This window comes from Streptomyces sp. NPDC048353 (assembly GCF_055587165.1).
On record NZ_JBVJGU010000008.1, the window covers coordinates 260,122 to 280,352 of the forward strand.

Annotated in this window: 17 protein-coding genes and 1 riboswitch; of the genes, 14 read left to right on the plus strand and 3 right to left on the minus strand. The window is 73.0% G+C overall.

From position 1 onward, the window contains the following. Nucleotides 1-41: 41 nt before the first annotated feature. Nucleotides 42-788, plus strand: a complete 747-nt coding sequence (locus ACZ6RC_RS27325; protein WP_453617358.1) for an N-acetyltransferase — start codon at nt 42-44, stop codon at nt 786-788. Between the two features lie 106 nt (nt 789-894). Here the strand turns inward: ACZ6RC_RS27325 and ACZ6RC_RS27330 are convergent, their stop codons facing one another. Then, nucleotides 895-1,668 carry a hypothetical protein gene (locus ACZ6RC_RS27330; RefSeq protein ID WP_469587954.1) on the minus strand — a complete coding sequence of 258 codons (774 nt, stop codon included), beginning with the start codon at nt 1,666-1,668 and terminating at the stop codon, nt 895-897. Between the two features lie 202 nt (nt 1,669-1,870). After that, entirely contained in the window at nt 1,871-2,668 is a 798-nt protein-coding gene (locus ACZ6RC_RS27335) for a DUF4190 domain-containing protein (RefSeq protein ID WP_453617355.1), read from the minus strand. Nucleotides 2,669-2,852: 184 nt separating this feature from the next. Between ACZ6RC_RS27335 and ACZ6RC_RS27340 the strand changes: the two genes are divergently transcribed. The 5 genes from ACZ6RC_RS27340 (at nt 2,853) to ACZ6RC_RS27360 (ending at nt 9,180) form a co-directional block, all read left to right on the plus strand. Then, nucleotides 2,853-4,967, plus strand: coding sequence for an N-6 DNA methylase (locus ACZ6RC_RS27340; RefSeq protein ID WP_469587958.1), 2,115 nt, complete (start codon nt 2,853-2,855; stop codon nt 4,965-4,967). A 169-nt stretch (nt 4,968-5,136) separates the two neighbouring features. Next, entirely contained in the window at nt 5,137-5,694 is a 558-nt protein-coding gene (locus tag ACZ6RC_RS27345) for a hypothetical protein (protein ID WP_391145577.1), read from the plus strand. Continuing rightward, the gene (locus ACZ6RC_RS27350) at nt 5,691-7,211 is read left to right on the plus strand and encodes a serine/threonine-protein kinase (protein ID WP_453617350.1); all 1,521 of its coding nucleotides are present in this window, start codon (nt 5,691-5,693) and stop codon (nt 7,209-7,211) included. The genes ACZ6RC_RS27345 and ACZ6RC_RS27350 overlap by 4 nt, the downstream gene beginning before the upstream one ends. Before the next feature lie 140 nt (nt 7,212-7,351). Continuing rightward, nucleotides 7,352-8,641 carry a phospholipase D-like domain-containing protein gene (locus tag ACZ6RC_RS27355; RefSeq protein WP_469587964.1) on the plus strand — a complete coding sequence of 430 codons (1,290 nt, stop codon included), beginning with the start codon at nt 7,352-7,354 and terminating at the stop codon, nt 8,639-8,641. A 140-nt stretch (nt 8,642-8,781) separates the two neighbouring features. Beyond that, nucleotides 8,782-9,180: an LppU/SCO3897 family protein gene (locus ACZ6RC_RS27360; protein WP_453617348.1), complete on the plus strand. Its 399-nt coding sequence runs from the start codon at nt 8,782-8,784 to the stop codon at nt 9,178-9,180. On the opposite strand, the gene ACZ6RC_RS27365 is transcribed toward ACZ6RC_RS27360, so the two are convergent. After that, nucleotides 9,170-11,590: a YfhO family protein gene (locus ACZ6RC_RS27365; RefSeq protein WP_469587966.1), complete on the minus strand. Its 2,421-nt coding sequence runs from the start codon at nt 11,588-11,590 to the stop codon at nt 9,170-9,172. The genes ACZ6RC_RS27360 and ACZ6RC_RS27365 overlap by 11 nt on opposite strands. Before the next feature lie 125 nt (nt 11,591-11,715). Here ACZ6RC_RS27365 and ACZ6RC_RS27370 point away from each other — a divergent pair, with 125 nt between their 5' ends. From ACZ6RC_RS27370 to eno, 8 genes are all read left to right on the plus strand, one after another. Next, the gene (locus tag ACZ6RC_RS27370; protein WP_391145565.1) at nt 11,716-12,678 is read left to right on the plus strand and encodes a glycosyltransferase family 2 protein; all 963 of its coding nucleotides are present in this window, start codon (nt 11,716-11,718) and stop codon (nt 12,676-12,678) included. Continuing rightward, the gene (locus ACZ6RC_RS27375) at nt 12,675-13,091 is read left to right on the plus strand and encodes a GtrA family protein (RefSeq protein ID WP_391145562.1); all 417 of its coding nucleotides are present in this window, start codon (nt 12,675-12,677) and stop codon (nt 13,089-13,091) included. The genes ACZ6RC_RS27370 and ACZ6RC_RS27375 overlap by 4 nt, the downstream gene beginning before the upstream one ends. Nucleotides 13,092-13,172: 81 nt before the next feature. Further along, nucleotides 13,173-13,817: a SurA N-terminal domain-containing protein gene (locus ACZ6RC_RS27380; RefSeq protein WP_391145559.1), complete on the plus strand. Its 645-nt coding sequence runs from the start codon at nt 13,173-13,175 to the stop codon at nt 13,815-13,817. 114 nt (nt 13,818-13,931) lie between these two features. Continuing rightward, a complete protein-coding gene (locus tag ACZ6RC_RS27385; protein ID WP_469587971.1) occupies nt 13,932-14,906 on the plus strand; it encodes a nucleoside triphosphate pyrophosphohydrolase in 975 nt (324 codons plus the stop codon). A gap of 135 nt (nt 14,907-15,041) precedes the next feature. After that, nucleotides 15,042-16,304, plus strand: coding sequence for a cytochrome P450 family protein (locus ACZ6RC_RS27390; protein ID WP_391145553.1), 1,263 nt, complete (start codon nt 15,042-15,044; stop codon nt 16,302-16,304). A 179-nt stretch (nt 16,305-16,483) separates the two neighbouring features. Continuing rightward, nucleotides 16,484-17,443 carry a transglycosylase family protein gene (locus tag ACZ6RC_RS27395; RefSeq protein ID WP_469587974.1) on the plus strand — a complete coding sequence of 320 codons (960 nt, stop codon included), beginning with the start codon at nt 16,484-16,486 and terminating at the stop codon, nt 17,441-17,443. 259 nt (nt 17,444-17,702) lie between these two features. Then, nucleotides 17,703-17,875: riboswitch (cyclic di-AMP (ydaO/yuaA leader) on the plus strand. A gap of 2 nt (nt 17,876-17,877) precedes the next feature. Then, a complete protein-coding gene (locus ACZ6RC_RS27400; RefSeq protein WP_391145548.1) occupies nt 17,878-18,567 on the plus strand; it encodes a transglycosylase family protein in 690 nt (229 codons plus the stop codon). A gap of 309 nt (nt 18,568-18,876) precedes the next feature. Continuing rightward, nucleotides 18,877-20,163: a phosphopyruvate hydratase gene (eno, locus tag ACZ6RC_RS27405; RefSeq protein ID WP_365715901.1), complete on the plus strand. Its 1,287-nt coding sequence runs from the start codon at nt 18,877-18,879 to the stop codon at nt 20,161-20,163. The last annotated feature ends 68 nt before the right edge of the window (nt 20,164-20,231 follow it).

A 20,231-nucleotide genomic window follows, 5' to 3' on the forward strand; every position in this document is an offset into this window, starting at 1 on the left:
AACCGGTTGGGGGGCAGGGGCGGGATCGTTAGCCTGCGCGGATGGAGCTGAACATAACCACCCTCGCCGAACGTCCCGAACTCGAGGGGCCGATGTGGCGGATGCTCGACCTGTGGCCGGAGTTCATGCTCCACGACCCGATCGGCTGGGCCAACATCGGCCGGATCGTCGGCGAACTCCCGGAGTACGTCCTGGTCGCCACCGACCCCGAAGGCACGGTCGTGGCGCGCGCGTTCAGCGTCCCGTTCCAGCTCGGGGCCGAGGGCCGTGGCGAACTGCCCGCCACCGGCTGGGACCAGGTGCTGCTGTGGGCCTTCTCCGACAAGCGGCACGGCCGGATCCCCGACACCGTCAGCGCCATCGAGGTCACCGTCGCCCGCGAGGCGCTGGGCCGGGGCATCTCCGCCAGGATGCTGGCCGCCATGCGGGACAACGCCGAGCGCCTCGGCTTCACCCAGCTCGTCGCGCCGGTGCGGCCCAACGGCAAGCATCTGGAGGCCGGTACGCCGATGAGCGAGTACGCCTTCCGTACCCGCGAGGCGGACGGGCTGCCCACCGACCCCTGGCTGCGGGTCCACGTCCGCGCCGGCGGGGCGGTGGAGTCCGTCGCCCCGGTGTCGATGACGATCGCCGCCGCCCTGGACGACTGGCGCAAGTGGACCGGCCTGCCCTTCGACACCGACGGCCCGGTGGAGGTCGAGGGCGCCCTGGTGCCGGTGCACTGCGATGTCTCCCGCGGCTACGCCGTCTACGTCGAGCCGAACGTCTGGGTCCGCCACCGCCTGTGAACCCGACCGATCCGTGAACACCCGACGGGGTGTGCGGGCCGCCCCCCTCCGGCGGCCCGCACACCCCGTCGCCGTCCCCCGGCTCCTCGGCTCAGCGCTCCTCGGGCTACTGCTTCTCGTCGAGGATGTCCTTGGCGGGCGGGGGCGTGGCGGTGACCGGCTTGCCGTAGTCGGTGAAGGCGATCGTCCCCGGCTCCTCGCCGCCCGCCGTCACGATCTTCAGCAGGTGCGGCTCGCCCTCCGTGGCGACGTAGAGCGTCGTCTTCTCCTTGTCGAACGCCTGCGTGAGCATGAGCGCCTTCCTGCCGCCGACCGTGGTCTCGCCGCTCTTCACGGAGAGGGCGGTCCCCTGCTCGAAGTCGGCGAGGAGCGCCTTCAGGTCGCAGAGCTCCAGGCTCTCCTTGGCCTCCGGGTCCGACACCGCCGTCTTCACCCAGCGGCCCCTCAGCTCCTTCAGCACGGCCTCCTGCATCTCGGCGGACTCGCCCTTGGCCTGCTCCCGCAGGAAGGCCTCGTCGAAGCGGAGGTAGGCGAACGTGTCGTCCGGCTTCACCACCTCCGCCGTGCCCGTCGTGCCGACCGTCAGCGTGCCGGCGCACTTCTTCCGGATGTCGACGGCCAGACGCGCCTTCATCGGCCCGTCGGTCGTCCTGACGGCCAGGTCGAGGGTGAGGGAGTCGGCGGCCTTGGTCGCGGTGATCGCCTTGTCGGCGATCTGCGGCCCGGTCAGCTCCCCGAACGGCCCGGCGGCCTTCGGGTCGTCCCCGAACGGCCCGCAGGCGGCGGCGCCGAGCGCCAGAGCGGCACAGAACGCCGTGGCGAGCGCCGTACGACGGAGACGGAGGCGGGGACGGGGGCGGGGGTGGGTGAGCTCGGACATGCGGGGTTCTCCGGAGGTGGGAAGCGTGCGGTGCGGGACGCCGTGGCGGCGGTGGGACTGCGTGCGGTACGAGCGCCGTGGCGGCGGCGGGGACGAGCGGAGGCGGCGGGGAGGCGCCGGGCGGTGCGGGGGTGGGGTGCGCCGTGGCGGCGGGGGAGCGCCGGGCGGTGCCGGGGGGCGGGGGCCCGCGGGGCCCCGGCGGTCAGCCGATCTTCAGCTCCCACTGGGCGGCGTTGTGCTCCAGGCCGGGGCTCACGTCGACCATGAGGGTCTTCGCGTCGGCCGGGGCGTCGAAGGCGAAGGTGACCGTGGACTTCTTGCCGGGCAGGACCGCGCCGTCGAAGCCGCTGCCGACCTTCTCGTCGAAGATCTGCTCGGCCGCGACCCCGTCCTTGCCCGCGCGGGCGTCCAGCGTCGCCAGCGTGGAGTCGAACCGCTTCGTGCCGCCGTTCTCGATGACGACGGTGACCTGGTAGGCCTTGTTGCCCTCGGTGTGGCCGACGGCGTACTCGCTCGGGGAGTACGTCTTCGCCGCCGAGACCGTGACCTTCAGCCCGTCGTCGTACGTGGAGCTCGCGCCGGCCCCCAGGGCCTTGGCCGTGCCCGTGTCCCCGCCGCCCGCCGACGCGCCCGGCTTCTTGGACGTCGGGTCCTTCGGGGCGGCGTCCTTGACGGCCTTGTCGATCTCGTCGACCGCCTCGCTGACCGCCGCGAACGTGATCACTGCGCCGACCACCGAGAGGACCAGGGCCGCGAGGCCGAGGACGACGCCCGTGACGGTCGCGCCCTTGTTGTTCGCCTCGCCGCGCTTCACCCGGCCCTTGCCCACAAGCCCGAGGACCAGCGCGATCAGGCCCAGGATGCCCGCCAGCCAGAAGAAGAACGGGATCAGGCCGGAGACCGTGCCGATGATCCCGAGGACCAGGGCCGCGGTGCCGAGCCCGTTGCGGAACGCCGTCGGCGCCGGCGCGGGCTGGAAGTGCGTGGTGTCGTACGACATGACTGTGTCCTCCCGGACCGGTCGACTGACTGGAGCGATGGATCAATAACAGCAGAGCCTGTGAACCGAGTCAACACGGTTCACGTCTTTCAGGTCTGATCACGCTGTGAAGCGGTGAGCCTTGCGCGCGTCGGTACTATCGACGCCACAACGACGACAGCAGGACCACGAAGGGAGTCGGACGGTGCCGGAGCGCGCGACAGAGGTGACCGCCGCCGGGATCGCCCGGCTGGCCGGGGTCGGCCGCGCCGCCGTCAGCAACTGGCGGCGCCGGCACGCCGACTTCCCCCGTCCCGTCGGCGGCACGGAGACCAGTCCCTCCTTCGCCCTCGCCGAGGTCGAGGAGTGGCTGCGCGCCCAGGGCAAGCTCGCCGAGGTCCCCCTGCGCGAGCGGGTCTGGCAGCAGGTCGCCGGCCATCCCGCGGGAGCCGTCACCGCCCTCGCCCACGCGGGCGCCGTGCTGCTGCTCGTACGCGACCGGGCCGCGGCCTGGCCGACGCTCGCCGCCGCCGACGACGAACGGCTCGCCGCGACCCTGCCGATCGCCCTGGAGGAGACGCTCACCGAGCGGTTCGGCCCCGAGCGCAGCGTGCGCACCCCCACCGCCGCCGAACTCGCCCCGTCCCTCCCCCTCGTGCGCGGGGCCGCCGACCTCGCCGCCGAGACCGGGCCCCGTGAGGCCTTCGAGTTCCTCCTCGGCCGGTACCTCGACGCCAACCCGCGCCAGTACACGCTCACTCCGCCCGGGCCCGCCGCCCTGATGGCCGCCCTCGCCGCCGCCGGCACCGACGGACCCCCCACCGTCCTCGACCCCGCCTCGGGAACCGGCACCCTGCTGCGCGCCGTCGAGCGGCCCGGCGCCCTCCACGGCCAGGACGCCGACCCCGACCTGGCCGCCCTCACCGCCCTGCGCCTGGCCCTGGCCGGCGACGCCGACGTCCGCGTGCGGGCCGGCGACAGCCTGCGCGCCGACGCCTTCCCGCACCTGGCGGCGGACGCCGTGCTGTGCCACCCGCCGTTCAACGAGCGCAACTGGGGCCACGAGGAACTGGCCTACGACCCACGGTGGGAGTACGGCTTCCCGGCCCGTACGGAATCCGAACTCGCCTGGGTCCAGCACGCCCTGGCCCGCCTCCGCCCCGGCGGCACGGCCGTCCTGCTCATGCCGCCCGCCGCGGCCTCCCGCCGCTCCGGCCGCCGCATCCGCGCCGACCTGCTGCGCCGGGGCGCCCTGCGGGCCGTCGTCGCCCTGCCCGCCGGCGCCGCGCCGCCGTACGGCATCCCGCTCCACCTCTGGGTGCTGCGCAGGCCCGTCGCCGGAACCGCCGCCTCCCAGGAACTCCTCGTCGTCGACACCGCGTCCCTCGCCGCCGACCAGCAGGGCGGCGGCCCGGGCCGCGACCGGCTCGACTGGCAGGCCGTGCACACCGCCGTCCTCGACGCCTGGCTGCCCTTCGCCCAGGACGGCACCGTCGAGCAGGTCCCCGGCGCGAGCCGGGCCGTGCCCGTCATCGAACTCCTCGACGACGACGTCGACCTGGCCCCCGCCCGCCACCTGCCGCCCCCGGCCGCCGCCGGCGGCGCGGCGGACCTGGCGCGGGTCCGCGACCGGCTCGCCGAGACCCTGAGCCGCACCGTCGCCCTTGCCCCCCCGCCCCCGCCGCCCACGACCGCCGACCCGGCCGCCGCCGCCCGTCTCACCGGCGTCACCGTCGGCGAACTCGCCCGCACCGGAGCCCTCGAACTCCGTGCCGGCGGCGCGGGCACCACCGGCGCGGGCACCACCGGCACGGCCGGCCCCGAGGCGCCCCGCCGGGACCACCCCGCCCGGGTGCTCACCGAGAACGACGTCTTCGCCGCCCAGCCGCCCTCCGGCGCCCTCCCCGACGGGCCGCCCGAGGAGCCCGTCGTGCTCCGCGCCGGCGACGTCGTCGTCCCCGTCCTCGGCGGCGGCTCCGTCGCCCGGGTCGTCGACGCCGCCACCGCCGGGGCCGCCCTCGGCCGCAACCTCCAGCTGCTGCGCCCCGACCCGGCCGCACTCGACCCCTGGTTCCTCGCCGGGTTCCTGCGCGGCACCGCCAACAACCGCCAAGCCAGCAGCTACGCCTCCACGGCCACCCGGCTCGACGTCCGCCGCCTCCAGCTCCCGCGCCTGCCGCTCGCCGAGCAGCAGCGGTACGGCGAACGCTTCCGCGCCCTCGCCGAGTTCGAGGACGCCCTGCGCCTCGCGGGACGGCTCGGCGACCTGCTGGTCCAGGGTCTCTACGACGGGCTCGCGGACGGCACGGTGGCTCCCTGACCCCCGCGCCCTGATCGGTTCGGCAACGGTTCCGTACAACCCGGGAGCCGTTGTCGTCGTCGGTGTATACGCTCGGACCCGCAACCGATCCAGGTGACCAGGAGCAGGAATGTACGGCCCCGGCTATGAGCCCCCGGCACCTCCGCGTGCCCTCCCGACGTCGATCGTCGTGCTCCGTGTGCTCTTCGCCGCGCTTCCGCTCTTCAGCTGCGGGATGCTGACCTGGGCGACGATGCTGCGGCTCGCCATCGTGACGCGCCGTACGTCCGACTGGATCCTGTGCGGTGTGGCGACCGCCGTCGTGATCACCGGCCTGGTCCTGATGCCCGACGACGTCGAGACGACGCAGGCGGACGTCACCGTCGGCCTGATCCTGCTCAGCGCCCTCGTGTTCACGGCCTACTTCCTCTACGCCGACATCCGGCACGACAAGGTGCGCCGGATGGGACCGGCGGGAGCGTCGCCGTACGCGACGACCGTCCCGCAGCACCGGACGGGGTACGGCTACCCGCCCGCCTACCCCCAGGTCCAGCCCCAGGCGCACCCGCAGCCGCAGGCCCAGCCCCTCCCGGCCGTCCCGCCCCAGCCGCAACAGCAGCCCCACCCCACCCCGCCGCCGCACACCCCTCAGACCCCCGCCCCCCAGCCGCACAACCCCCGGCTCGACGAGGTCCGCGCCGAGCTGGACGAGCTGAGCCACCTCCTCCGTAAGGACGAGGGGAAGTGAACGGACGCGTCATCGGCGGCCGTTACGAACTCTCCACGCTCATCGGCCAGGGCGGCATGGGCCAGGTGTGGACGGCGTACGACACACGGCTCGACCGCCGTGTCGCCGTCAAACTCCTGCGACCCGACCACATGGCCGCCGCCACCGCCGCCGGCGAGATGCGGCGCCGCTTCGTCCGCGAGTGCCGGGTCACCGCCCAGGTCGACCACCCGGGCCTGGTCACCGTCCACGACGCCGGCAGCGACGGCGACGAGCTGTACCTCGTCATGCAGTACGTCGAGGGCGCGGACCTCGCCGACCACCTGGCCGAACACGACCCGTACCCCTGGCCCTGGGCGGTCTCCGTTGCCGCGCAGCTGTGCGCCGTCCTCGCCGCCGTGCACGCGGTGCCGATCGTCCACCGCGACCTCAAGCCGCGGAACGTGATGGTGCGCCCCGACGGCAGCGTCACCGTCCTCGACCTCGGCGTCGCCTCCGTCCTGGACACCGACACCACCCGCCTCACCCACACCGGTTCGCCCATCGGCAGCCCCGCCTACATGGCGCCCGAACAGGCGATGGGCGGCGCCGTCGGCCCGTACACCGACCTGTACGCGCTCGGCGTGCTGCTCCACGAACTCCTCAGCGGGAACGTGCCCTTCGCCGGCTCCACCGCCCTCGGCGTGCTGCACCGGCACCTGTACGAGCCGCCGCTGCCGGTCCGCCGGCTGCGCCCCGAGGTGCCCGAGGCCCTGGAGGCGCTGGTCCTGCGGCTGCTCGCCAAGGACCACCGGCACCGGCCGTCCGACGCGCACGAGGTGTACGAGGCGCTGCTGCCGCTGCTGCCCGCGCGCGGGGTCCCCTCGGGGCCGCTCGATCCGACGCGCCCCTTCCTGCGCCCGCACGCGCCGTGGCCCGACCGGGCCGCCGTCCCGCCGCCGCCGCCCGTCGCGCCGCCGGTCGCCCCGCCCGTCTCGCGCCCGGACGTGGCCGCCGCCGTCGACGAGGTCAAGCGGCTGCTGGGCGAGGGGTCGATCACCCAGGCCGTCGACATCCTCGGCGGCATCCTGCCCGCCGCCGCGGCCGAGCACGGCGAGCACTCGCCCGTCGTCCGGATCCTGCGCAAGCAGTACGCCACGACCCTGATGGACGACGGCCAGTACCGCCGCGCCCTGCCGGAGCTGCGCCGCCTGGCCGAGGACCGCACCGCGGAGGCGGGCCCGGCCGACCCGCAGACCTTGCGGTTCCGCTTCGACGCGGCGCAGTGCCTGGAACAGCTCGGCGAGACCGCGGACGCGCTGGCGGAGTACCGCGCGCTGCTGCCGTACGTCGACGGCGGCACGGACCCGTCGCGCGGCTTCGACATCCGCCGGCGGATCGGGAACCTCCTGCTGGCCATGGGCGACCACGCGACGGCGCACCAGCACCTCCAGGCGCTGCTCTACGACACCGAGCGCGCCTACGGTCCGTACCACGCGGTCCCGGCCGATCTGCGGCGCGCGCTCGCCCGCCAGCAGCAGATGGGCCCGCACGTCTGACGGGGTGTGAGCCGGATCACGGCCGCAAGATCGTCGGTCGGGCGATGATTCTCGTCCGGCCCGGGCGGCTCCTCCGCCCGGGCCGTGCAGCGTACGCGCGGGTGCGCGGACGCCACCCGAAGGAACGAGAACGAGGGCACGTGACCACGAAGCAGCGCGCGAAGAAGCACGGATACAGAACGACGGCGGCCTCGCTCGCGCTGGGCGCCCTGCTGATGGCGACCCCGGCGGCGAGCGCGGAGCCGGTCACGGCCGTCACGACCGGGCCGGTCTTCAACGACCCGTCGGGCGACACCACCGCCCAGGGGCGGATCCTCAGCCACCTGGGCCGGCTCGTCGACGGCGCCGAGCCGCAGTCGTCCATCCGGGTTTCCCTGTACCTCTACGGCTCCCAGTGGCTCACCGAGCGGCTGCTCGCCGCCCACGCGCGCGGGGTGACCGTCCAGGTGGTCCTCGACGCCGACACCGCCGGCTACCCGGCCGTCTCGAACCTCAAGAACGGGCTCGGCGGCGACTCCTGGGTGCGGATATGCAAGCCGGAGGAGGCCTGTCTCGCGAAGGACCCGGGCACCACGGCGGCGGACCCGAACGGCTGGTACGACAACGTCAACCACAACAAGTACTTCCTGTTCTCCCGTACCAAGGGGAACGGCACCGTGCCGGTGGACGACGTGGTGGTGCAGTCCTCGGGCAACCTCATCGAGCAGGACCGCACGAAGCTGTGGAACGACGCGATGACGGTGGCGGGCAACAAGGAGCTGTTCGACGCGTACACGGCGTACTTCGGCGACCAGGCGGGGGCGGCCGTCGGGCAGGTCCCGCAGGTCGACGAGTACGCGCACGACACGCAGGCGGGCAAGGCGAAGGTCTACTTCTTCCCGCGCTCCGGCACCGACCCGGTGGTCAACGTCCTGAAGACGGTGGCCCAGCCGGTCGGCACGGCGGCTCCCTGCTACGGCAACGCCCCGGGCTTCGGCACGTCCGACGGCCGTACGCGGATCCGGATCGCGCAGGGCCACATCGCCCGCCCGGACGTGGCCGAGCAGCTCTGGAAGCTGGCGGACGCGGGCTGCGACGTCGAGATCGTCTACGGCAAGCTCGACAACTGGCCGATCGACGCGGCGAAGTTCCCGCTGCGGGTGGCCGAGTGGCTGACGCGCCCGACGGCGAAGGGCCGCATCGTGCTCCACCAGCTCCACGCCCACGAGCGCGGCGGCACGTCGTCGCACACGAAGTACCTGCTGATCGACGGCGCGTACCTGGGCGGAGCCAACAAGAAGATCGTCTTCACCGGCAGCCACACGTACACGACGATGGCGCTGAAGGTGAACGACGAGGCGATGCTGAAGTACGAGGACCCGGCGGTCTTCGACGCCTACGCGGTGAACTTCGCGGCCCAGCGGGCGGCGTCGGAGTCGGAGGGTCTGTAGGGACCCGGGCGGCGGCTGACGGGGCGACAGGATCACGAGTGCGCATCTGATCGGTGACGGGTTCCTCCTGGTCCGTTTTGACCGATCTGCGACATGTAGCGTTCGCGTTCGATCATGTACACGTCCCCAAGGAATCCTTCATGACCACCACGCCGCCGCCCGTCACCCCCGAGCAGCCCGCCGCCTTCGGCGAGCCCGTCGCCCCCGCCGAGCCGCCGAAGAAGGGCGGCCTGGGCAAGAAGATCCTGGGCATCGTCGCGGCCATCGCGATCGCGCTCGGCGTGAAGTTCGGGTACGCGGCGATCAGCGGCGACCTTCCCACCCACGCCGAGGCCGGCGACTGCATCACCGTCACCGGCCCGGACAACGACCCGAAGGTCGAGACCAAGGGGTGCGACGACAAGGCGCCCGACCTCTACAAGGTCACCAAGGTCGTCGACGGCACCTTCGACGTCGAGAAGTGCGGCGAGCTGAGCGCGCTGGCGCAGGAGTGGGAGCACGAGAAGTTCGTCCTCTGCCTGCAGCCCGTCAAGAACTGACGCCGCTCCGCGCGGAGGGGGCCGGACGCACCGCGTCCGGCCCCTCGCGCGTTCCCGGCCCCGGGCCCATGGAAGGCGCGGACGGGCCGCAGGAACGCCGCCGCCGGAGGACCGAACCCAGCAGCAGCACCGCCGCCGCACCCCCCGCGCCCAGCCCGGCCCGGAGCCCCGGGGGACGGAACGCGCAGGTCACCGCGGTGCCGGCGGGCGGAACGGGGGTCGCCACCAGGCCGCCGTACGAACCGGCCGGGCGGCCCTCGCAGCGCCAGCCCGCGATGCGGGGGGCCGCCAGGACGAGCGTGCCGCGGGTGCCGGGGGCGAAGGTGGCCCGCAGGCCGGTGGACGTGATCCGTACCGACGTCGGCGCCGTCGCCCGCAGCCCCGCCACCGCCGTCCGCAGGCGCGCGTGGTCCAGGCACTCCACCTGCCCCCGCTCGCCCCGCCCGGTCAGGACCGGGCGTTCGCCCGCCGTGCGCGGGACGCCGAGGGCGACCATCGCCGCCCGCCGCTTCGGCAGGCCGCCGAGGAGCCGCGCGGTCCGGGCCCCGAGCCGGGCCGTGCCGGTGAAGTCCGGCGCCCAGAGGACGACCTCGCGGCCGGCCGGGCAGACCCCGCCCGCCCCCGCCGGTTCGTAGACCCGCGCCCCGAGCAGCAGCTCCTGGTTGCGGAACGGCGAAGGTCCGTACCGCGGCGGCGCCGTGCCCTCCGGCCGTACGGTCACCAGCGGGAGGACCAGCGCGGGATCCGTGCGGACGACGGCGCCGTCCCGCCACCGCGCGCCGACCCCGAACAGGGCGTCCGTCACCGGGTTGTCGAGGCCCAGCAGGTTCCGGCCGCGCGAGGTCCAGCCGCCGCCGAGCGCCGTCAGCGTCCGCGTCAGGGCCTCCGGGGTGTGGCTGCTGTAGTAGGCGCCGCCCTGCCCGCCCAGCAGCAGCGGGTCGTTGCCCGCGACCCGGGGCAGCCCGGAATCCGTCCGGTAGGCCGGCCAGCCGTCGGCAGCCGCGAGCGCCGCGGCCCGCCGCGCGTGTTCCGCGCCGTACGCCGGATAGTCGTCGAGGCGGGCCGCCCGCTCCCGGTCGGCGTACGCGGTGGTCGCCGCCGCCTGCCCGACCAGCGCCCCCGACAGGACGACGGCGGCCACGGCCGCGTACCGCCCCCGCCGGGGCAGGAGCATCGCCCCGACGACGGCGGCGCATCCGGCCGCGCCCAGCAGCAGCGCCCAGCCGTGCGCCAGCGGGCTGAGCAGCGCGACCGCCGCCGCGAGACCCACCGCCCCGGCCCCGCCGAGCAGCGCCCGCCGGTCGGGCGGGCCGTGCGCGAGGCCGGCCCAGGCGGTGAGGACGAGGACGCCCGCGAGGACGAACGTCTGCCGGTAGGGGCTGCCGTTCGGCGTGGCGAAGAGGTGCCACAGCAGATGGGTCGGGCCCCACTGCGTGGACACCGCCACGGTCACGGCCAGCCCCGCCCACAGCCACCGCCCGCGCCACGCGACGTCCCGGCGCAGCGGCAGCGACAGCGCGAGCAACGGCACGGCGGTGAAGACGAAGACCGCGGGGCTGGAGAAGCTGTACGTGGCGGGCAGCAGCCGGGCGAGGAAGTCCGGCCAGGCGACCGGGGCGAACTCCCGGATGAGACCGGGGTGCGCGAGCCGGGAGCCGAGGAGGACGGGGAACAGGACGGGCGCGGCGAGCCCCACGCCGAGCCCGGTCGTGGCGGCCGCCCGGCCCACCACGCGGAGGCGGAAGGAGTCGGTCTCGGCGAGCCGGACCAGCAGGACCAGGGCCGCGCCGAGGGTGGCCATGTATGCGGTGTAGAAGTTCGCGATCCAGCAGAGCGCGACCACCAGCGGCCCGAGGAGCGGCCGCCGCCCCTCCCGCACCCACTCGCCCACCAGGCACAGCAGCGGGAAGGCGATCAGCCCGTCGAGCCACATGGGGTTGTACGTGGCCTCGGCGACGGACCAGCCGCACAGGCCGTACGAGGCGCCGAGCAGCCCGGCCGCCCACCACGTGCCCGGCCGGGTGCGCAGCAGCAGCGCGGTCATGGCGGCGGCCGCCACCGCCGTCTTCAGGACCGTGACGGCGTAGACCGCGTACTCGATGTCGTCGCGCGGGAACAGCGCGACGAGCGGAGCGAAGGGGCTCGTCAGATAGGTGCCGAGGTCGGGCAGGAAGCTGGTGCCCCAGCCGGACCGCCAGTTGAGGAGCAGCCCGCCGTCGGCGTCCCCGCGCAGCAGGTCCCACAGGTGCGCGTGGAACGGGACGAACTGGTTGGCCAGGTCGTTGACGGCGCGTCGGCGCGGGCCGAAGGGGAAGGCACGGGCGACGGCGTCCCCGGTGCACACGGCGAGCACGGTGAGGAACCCGGCGAGCCCCGCGGCGCGTCCCGCCCGCTGGGTCCTGATCTTCATGATGGTTCGAATATGCCAGCCGGAGAAACGAAATCGTGCGCTTCGGCGGCCAGTTCATTCAATGGTCGTCTCGCCGTCACGTCGCGAATCCGCCGCCGACATCCGGCTCCGTTGTCGTTTCTCCCGTGCTGCTCTCGATTGTGGTCCCGTGCTTCAACGAAGAGGAGATCATCGGCCGCTTCCACGACCATGTGACCACCGAACTCTCCCGCTTCGACGGCGAATTCGAGCTGGTCTACGTGGACGACGGAAGTCACGACCGTACGCTCCCGCTCCTGGAGGAGATCGCCGCCTCCGACCCCCGTGCCCGCTACGTCTCCTTCAGCCGCAACTTCGGCAAGGAGGCGGCGATGCTGGCCGGCCTGCGGCACGCCGCGGGCGACGCCGTGGTGATCATGGACGCCGACCTCCAGCATCCGCCGGAGCTCGTGCACCGCATGGTCGCCCTCCACGCCGAGGGGTACGACCAGGTCATCGCCCGCCGGACCCGCACCGGCGACCGGGTGACCCGCACCGTGACCGCGCGCGCCTACTACTGGGCGATCAACCGGCTGGTGGACGTCGAGCTGGTGGACGGGGTCGGCGACTTCCGGCTGCTTTCCCGCCGAACGGTCGACTCGATCCTGGAACTGACCGAGTACAACCGATTCTCCAAGGGCATCTTCGCCTGGGTCGGATTCCGTACCACCACATTCGAGTACGAGAATGCGGTGCGGGAGGAAGGCCGCTCGAAATGGAGCTTCGGAAAGCTGCTGAACTACGGCCTCGACGGACTTCTCTCCTTCAACAACAAGCCCCTGCGAGCCGCCGTCTATCTGGGAATGGTCCTGGTCTCGGTGGCCCTGGCGTACGCGGCCTGGATCGTCGGTGTCGCGCTGGTGAACGGCGTGGACACACCCGGATACGTCACCCTGCTCGTGACGGTCACGGCGCTGGCCGGCGTCCAGATGGTGATGCTGGGGCTGGTGGGGGAGTACGTCGGCAGGATCTACTACGAGGTGAAGCGACGCCCGCACTTCCTGGTGAAGGCGACGAACGTGGGGGTGCCCGCCCAGCGGCAGCGCCCGGAGGAGCTCGTACGGCGATGACGGTGACCTGGCAGGCCGTGCGCTTCGCGCTGGTCGGCGTCGTGAACACGGCCACCTACTACGGCCCGTATCTGCTCCTCGTCGCCTGGATGCCGTACATCGCCGCGCACGTCGTCGCGTCCGTGTTCTCCATGATCGGCTCGTTCTTCCTCACCTCGTACTTCACCTACCGCACCCGCCCCACCTGGCGGAAGTTCCTGCTCTTCCCGCTCACCAACGCGGCGAACTTCGTGATCACCACCGTCGGCGTCTACGTCCTGGTCGACCTGGCCGGCGTCGACAGCCGCTACGCCCCCCTGATGGCCGCCGCGGCGGCCATCCCCATCACCTTCCTGGTCTCCCGGACGATCATGTTGCGACCCGACACCACCCGAACACGGGAGTCGTTGACCGAAACAGTCGCTTCGAAGTAGTGGCCCCGGCCACGGCGACTGCCTAACATCGATCACCGCAAGGTCGTTCCACTGCCGCACGACCCACGCCGGGAGGCTCCTTTGCACCGCCGCACCGCGCTCTCCGTCTCCGCCGCGCTCCTCGCCGCGGCTCCGCTGCTCGCCGCCTGCGGCAGCGACGCCCACCCGGGGGCCGCCGCCGTCGTCGGCGGCGAGCGGATCGAGGTGTCCAGCCTCCAGGCGCAGGTGCGGGACGTACGGTCCGCCCAGCAGAAGTCGCCCCAGTCCGCGGACCTGATCAAGGCCACCGGTGACCTCAGCCGCGAGAAGCTCAACGTGATGATCTTCGACCGGGTGGTGGAGCGGGTCGGCGCCGACCACGGCATCACCGTCAGCCGCGGGGAGATCCAGAAGGCGCGCGGCGAGTTCGCCGCGCAGAGCGGCGGCGAGGCCCAGCTCGCCGCGATGCTGCTCCAGCAGCAGGGGGTCGCCCCCGACCGGATCGACGAGGTCGTCCGCCGCACCGTCCTCATGAACAAGATCGCCGCCAAGCTCGGCATCGCCAACACCCCCGAGGGCCAGAAGAAGCTCACCGAGGTCTTCACCGCCGCCTCCAAGGACCTCGACATCGACGTGAACCCGCGGTTCGGCGCCTGGGACGACGAGAAGATCCAGCTCGGCACCTACACCGCGCCCTGGCTGCGCCAGATCAGCCAGGACCCGCAGGCCGTCCCGGCGGGCGCGTAGCAGGACGGACGAGGAACGGACGAGGAGCAGCGGCCGCCACGGCCCGGTTCACCGGCCGGGCGGGCGGCGGGACGCGGGGACCGGGCGCCCGCCGGGCCCGCGTAAGGTCGAAGGGTGAACGCTGAAGCACCCGCCGGGACCGGTCGTGTCGTCCTTCTCACCGCCAGCCATCGCGTGGCCCCCGGACTGCTGTCCTGGCCCGCCTGGCAGGCGCTGCGCGCCGCCGACGGCGTGGTGTGCGCCGACGAGCACCACCCCCAGCTGCCGTACCTCCGCGAGGCCGGGATCACCGTCGAGCACGCCCGGCCCACCGCGCAGGACCTCGTCGACCGGTGCGCCGGCGGACGGACCGTGGTCGTCCTGCCGTCCGGCGAGGGCGACCAGGCGCTGACGGACGGGCTCGCCCGGCTCGCCGGCTCGGGCCGGGTGGCCATGCCCGACCTGGAGCTGCTGCCCGGCTCGTACGACCTGCCCGGCGCCCGCCTCCTCGACCTGGTGCAGGTCATGGACCGCATCCGCCGGGAGTGCCCGTGGTCCTCCCGGCAGACCCACAAGGGGCTCGCGAAGTACGGCATCGAGGAGGCGTACGAACTCGTCGAGGCGATCGAGGTCGGCGACCGCGACGAGCTGCGCGAGGAGCTCGGCGACGTCCTCCTCCAGGTCGTCTTCCACGCCCGGATCGCCGAGGAGGACGAGGACGAGCCCTTCTCGGTCGACGACGTCGCCGCGACGATCGTGGAGAAGCTGATCCACCGCCACCCGCACGTCTTCGGCGACGCGACCGCCGAGACCCCGGAGGAGGTCAAGGCCCACTGGCTGCGCACCAAGGCCGCCGAGAAGCAGCGCGCCTCGGTGACGGACGGGGTGCCCCTCGGGCAGCCGGGCCTCGCGCTTGCCACGAAGCTGGCCGGCCGGGTCCGGACGGCCGGCCTCGACGTGAAACCTCCGGCCGGCGAGGGCATCGGCTACGAACTGCTCGCCCTCGCCGCCCGGGCGGAGGCGGACGGCGTCGACCCGGAGGCGGCCCTCCGCGCGGCCGCCCGCGCCTACCGCGACACGATCCGCGCGGCGGAGGGCCTCACGGTGTAGGGCCTCACGGTCTAGGGGGGCACTGTGGAGGGGAGGCGCCTCGCGGCCCCCGGACGCGCGGCCGGGGCGCTCCGCGCCGCGGAGGCCCCGCAGCCCGGCGCCCCGCCCCCGGCCCGGCCGGTTACTGTCGGCACCATGCACGACCAGCCCTCCGTCTCCGGTCTCCCCGCCGCTCCCGAGCTCTTCACCTGGGAGTTCGCGACCGATCCGTACCCCGCCTACGCCTGGCTCCGCGAGCACGCCCCCGTGCACCGGGCCCAGCTGCCCAGCGGGGTCGAGGCGTGGCTGGTGACCCGCTACGCCGACGCGCGTCAGGCGCTCGCCGACCAGCGGCTGTCGAAGAACCCGGCGCACCACGCCGAGTCCGCGCACGCCAAGGGGAAGACGGGGATCCCGGGGGAGCGCAAGGCCGAGCTGATGACGCACCTGCTCAACATCGACCCGCCGGACCACACCCGGCTGCGGCGGCTGGTGTCGAAGGCGTTCACGCCGCGGCGGGTCGCCGAGTTCGCGCCCCGGGTGCAGGAGCTGACGGACCGGCTCATCGACGGGTTCGCGCGGGAGGGCAGCGCCGACCTGATCCACGAGTTCGCCTTCCCGCTCCCCATCTACGCCATCTGCGACCTGCTCGGTGTCCCGCGCGAGGACCAGGACGACTTCCGGGACTGGGCCGGGATGATGATCCGGCACGGCGGCGGGCCGCGCGGCGGGGTCGCGCGGTCGGTGAAGAAGATGCGCGGGTACCTCGCCGAGCTGATCCACCGCAAGCGGCTCGACCCCGGGGACGACCTGATCTCGGGGCTCATCAAGGCCTCGGACCACGGGGAGCACCTCACCGAGAACGAGGCCGCGGCGATGGCCTTCATCCTGCTCTTCGCCGGCTTCGAGACCACGGTCAATCTGGTCGGGAACGGGGTCTACGCCCTGCTGCGGAACCCCGGCCAGCGCGCGCGTCTGCAGGAGTCGCTCGCGGCGGGGGAGCGGGGCCTCTTGGAGACCGGTGTCGAGGAGCTGCTGCGCTATGACGGGCCGGTCGAACTGGCCACGTGGCGCTACGCCTTGGAGCCGCTGACGATCGGCGGGCAGCAGATTCCGGCGGGGGATCCCGTCCTCGTCGTGCTCGCCGCCGCCGACCGCGATCCGGCGCGGTTCGACGCGCCCGACACCCTCGATCTGTCCCGGCGCGACAACCAGCACCTGGGGTACGGCCACGGCATCCACTACTGCATCGGCGCCCCCCTCGCCCGGCTCGAAGGACAGATCGCCCTGGCCACCCTTCTGACCCGGCTGCCGGACCTCCGCCTCGCCGCCGACCCGGCGGATCTGCGGTGGCGCGGAGGTCTCATCATGCGTGGATTGCGCACGCTTCCGGTGGAGTTCACCCGTTCTGGCAGCTGACGGCCCATCAAGACTGTGACTTTTACGTGATCTCCGCTGCATCGACTTGTGACTGACGTTCGAATGCCGCTACGTTCACCGCAGTCTCAGCCGTCACGCGAAAGGCACCTCGCATGCGCTCCGGGAACGGACGTCACCGCAGACCCCGCCAGGCCCCCGCCATAGTCGTCGCCGCAGGCGTGACCGGATCGGCTCTCGCGCTGCCGTTGCTCGGCGCCGGGTCCGCCTCGGCCGCCGATGTCGCCACCTGGGACCGGGTGGCCGAGTGCGAATCGGGTGGCCTGTGGAGTGCCAACTTCGGCAACGGGCTCTACGGCGGACTCCAGTTCACCCAGGAGACCTGGGAGCGGCACGGCGGCCTGTCGTACGCGACCAGTGCGGACCTCGCCAGCCGGGCGCAGCAGATCACCGTGGCCGAGCGGGCGTTCGCCGCGGGCGGCACCGAGTGGGCCACCTGCGCCCCGATCGCCGGTCTGACCAACGACGGCACCGCCCCCGACGTCGACCCGGGGCCTCCGATCACGCCGGAGGAGCCCACCGGGCCGGCCGCGGAGTCGAACCGGACCGACGGCCTCCCGTCCGCGTCCGCCACCCCGGGGACCTCCCCGATCGCGCCCGTCACCCCCAGGGCGTCCGCGCCCGCCACGTCCGCGCCCGCCACCCCGGCGACGCCGGACGCCTCCACGGCCACCGGCGCGCCGGAGTCCGGGACCCCGTCCGAGCCGGTCGCCCCCGGCACCGGCAAGCACCGCGGCGGCGCCGCCCCCGAAGAGCCGGGCCAAACGGACACCACGCGCGAAAGCGGTACGGAAGCGAGCCGCGAGGGCGGCCGTCACGCCTCGCCGGGCGAGCCGGCCGAGGGCGCCGAGCCGACCGAGGGCGCGACCGGGACTGACGGGACGACAAAGGACGCCACCCCCGGGAAGCCTGTGGACAATACGGGCACTCCCGGCACTGCGGACGAATACACCGTCAAGCCGGGGGACAACCTCACCGAGATCGCCCAGCAGAACGAGCTGCCCGGCGGCTGGACCGCCCTCTATGACGCCAACCGTGGAACGGTGGGTGCCGACCCGGACCTCATCCTCCCTGGCCAGAGCCTCGACCTGACCCCCGAAACCGTCCCCGCGCAGGGGTAGTTAGGGGCTGTATGTCCGGTTCTGTGCAAGTGAGACAAGGGTCTCTTTGCCCCAACTGGCGTGTCACGTCCGCAAAGTTTGCTCCTGTCGCCTCTCACCTGCGTAAACGGCTTTTGGGCAGGGGCAAGGAGGGGTGATTTCTCCCCTATGGACCTCTTTGAACTTCACGGGGGTCTGTGTTTACGGTCGACACCGCTCGCCACCGCGGGCCTCGTCGACCGGGAACGCCGAATCCTGCCGTCGGTCGATGGGAACAGTCGTCGCGCAAGCGCCGTAGGCAGGAGCGGGGGACCCAAGGTAAGCGCCGGTCCCGGCCGTTGAGAGACGGCCGGAACACCGGCTTGGGGTGGAGCCGCGTGCTGGTCACGCGGCCGGACAACTCACTTGGTCCGAACCCGACAGCTCACCTCGCAGGCGTCGGTGAGGAGAACTCCATGCTGCTTTCGGGTAAGGGCAAGCACCGTCGCGCTTCCAAGGCCACCCGCGCCGTCGCGCTCGTCGGCGTCGCCGGTGTCGCCGTCGCCGCCCCGCTGATGACCGCGGGCTCCGCCTCCGCCGCCACGTCCTCCGAGTGGGACGCCGTCGCCCAGTGCGAGTCCGGCGGCAACTGGTCCATCAACACCGGCAACGGCTACTACGGCGGCCTGCAGTTCTCGGCCTCCACCTGGGCCGCCTACGGCGGCACCGCGTACGCCGCCTCCGCCGACCAGGCCTCCAAGTCGCAGCAGATCCAGGTCGCCGAGAAGGTCCTGGCCGGCCAGGGCAAGGGTGCCTGGCCGAGCTGCGGCGTGGGCCTCTCCGGCGCCTCGTACGACGGCGGCTCCGCCGAGCAGGCCGCCCCCGCGCCGGAGCGCAAGGCCGAGCAGCCGACGACCCGCAGCGAGAAGCGCACCGCGCCGAAGGCGGAGAAGAAGGCCGCGCCGAAGAAGACCGTCACCACCCCCACCGGCAAGAAGGTCGAGAAGGGTGACGGCGAGTACAAGGTCAAGGCCGACGACACCCTGAGCACCATCGCCGCCGCCCACGACGTCAAGGGCGGCTGGGCGAAGCTCTTCGAGCTCAACAAGGACATCGTCGACGACGCCGACCTGATCTACCCGGGCCAGCAGCTCCACCTGAAGTGAGCCCGGCGGCCCGTGCGCGTCCGGCGGCTCGCACGGGCCCCACGACCCTCCCGCGGTGACCACCCCGGTCCGCAGCGCCCTTCCCCCGAGCGCTGCGGGCCGGGGTTCCGCGCGTCCGGGCCCCACCCGTGGTTACCGCCGAGTAGATCTGAGGGCCTTTGGCCCCATATGCATGCCCCCGGGTCCTTTTTCGTCCCAGCGGGCGGGCGCCCGGCCGACGGGAGCCCCGGAGCCGGTTAGGCTCTTGCCGCAAGGCCAAAGAGACCCTGCGCCGCATGCTTCACATCTAGCTTCACATCCCAGAAGGAGATGCTCGTGCCGTCCATCGACGTCGTCGTAGCCCGGGAAATCCTGGACTCCCGAGGCAACCCCACGGTCGAGGTCGAGGTCGGCCTCGACGACGGCAGCACCGGCCGTGCTGCTGTTCCGTCCGGCGCCTCCACCGGTGCGTTCGAGGCCCTCGAGCTTCGCGACGGTGACCCGAACCGCTACCAGGGCAAGGGTGTCGAGAAGGCCGTCCTCGCCGTCATCGAGCAGATCGGCCCGGAGCTCGTCGGCTACGACGCCACCGAGCAGCGCCTGATCGACCAGGCGATGTTCGACCTGGACGCCACCCCGGACAAGTCCTCGCTCGGCGCCAACGCCATCCTCGGCGTCTCCCTCGCCGTCGCGCACGCCGCCTCCGAGGCGTCGGACCTGCCGCTCTTCCGCTACCTCGGCGGCCCGAACGCGCACCTGCTGCCCGTTCCGATGATGAACATCCTGAACGGCGGCTCGCACGCCGACTCCAACGTGGACATCCAGGAGTTCATGATCGCCCCGATCGGCGCGGAGTCCTTCTCCGAGGCGCTGCGCTGGGGCACGGAGGTCTACCACACCCTCAAGTCCGTCCTGAAGACCAAGGGCCTCTCCACCGGCCTGGGCGACGAGGGCGGCTTCGCCCCGAACCTGGACTCCAACCGCGCCGCGCTCGACCTCATCCTCGAGGCCATCAAGCAGGCCGGCTACGTCCCGGGCAAGGACATCGCGCTCGCGCTCGACTGCGCCGCCTCCGAGTTCTACAAGGACGGCTCGTACGAGTTCGAGGGCAAGTCCCGCTCGGCCGCCGAGATGACCGAGTACTACGAGGAGCTCGTCGCCTCCTACCCGCTGGTCTCCATCGAGGACCCGCTGTTCGAGGACGACTGGGCCGGCTGGAAGGTCATCACCGAGAAGCTCGGCGCCAAGGTGCAGCTCGTCGGCGACGACCTCTTCGTCACCAACCCGGAGCGCCTGGCCCGCGGCATCGAGGAGGCGTCCGCCAACGCCCTCCTGGTGAAGGTCAACCAGATCGGTTCGCTGACCGAGACCCTGGACGCCGTCGAGCTGGCCCAGCGCAACGGCTTCAAGTGCATGATGTCCCACCGCTCCGGCGAGACCGAGGACGTCACCATCGCCGACCTCGCCGTCGCCACCAACTGCGGCCAGATCAAGACCGGCGCCCCGGCCCGCTCCGAGCGCGTCGCCAAGTACAACCAGCTGCTGCGCATCGAGGAGATCCTCGACGACGCCGCGGTCTACGCCGGCCGCAGCGCGTTCCCCCGCTTCAAGGGCTGAACGACCTCCCGCAGGTAGCTTCCGTACGTCCCCGCACCCGGTCCCGTACCGTGTGCGGGGACGTACGC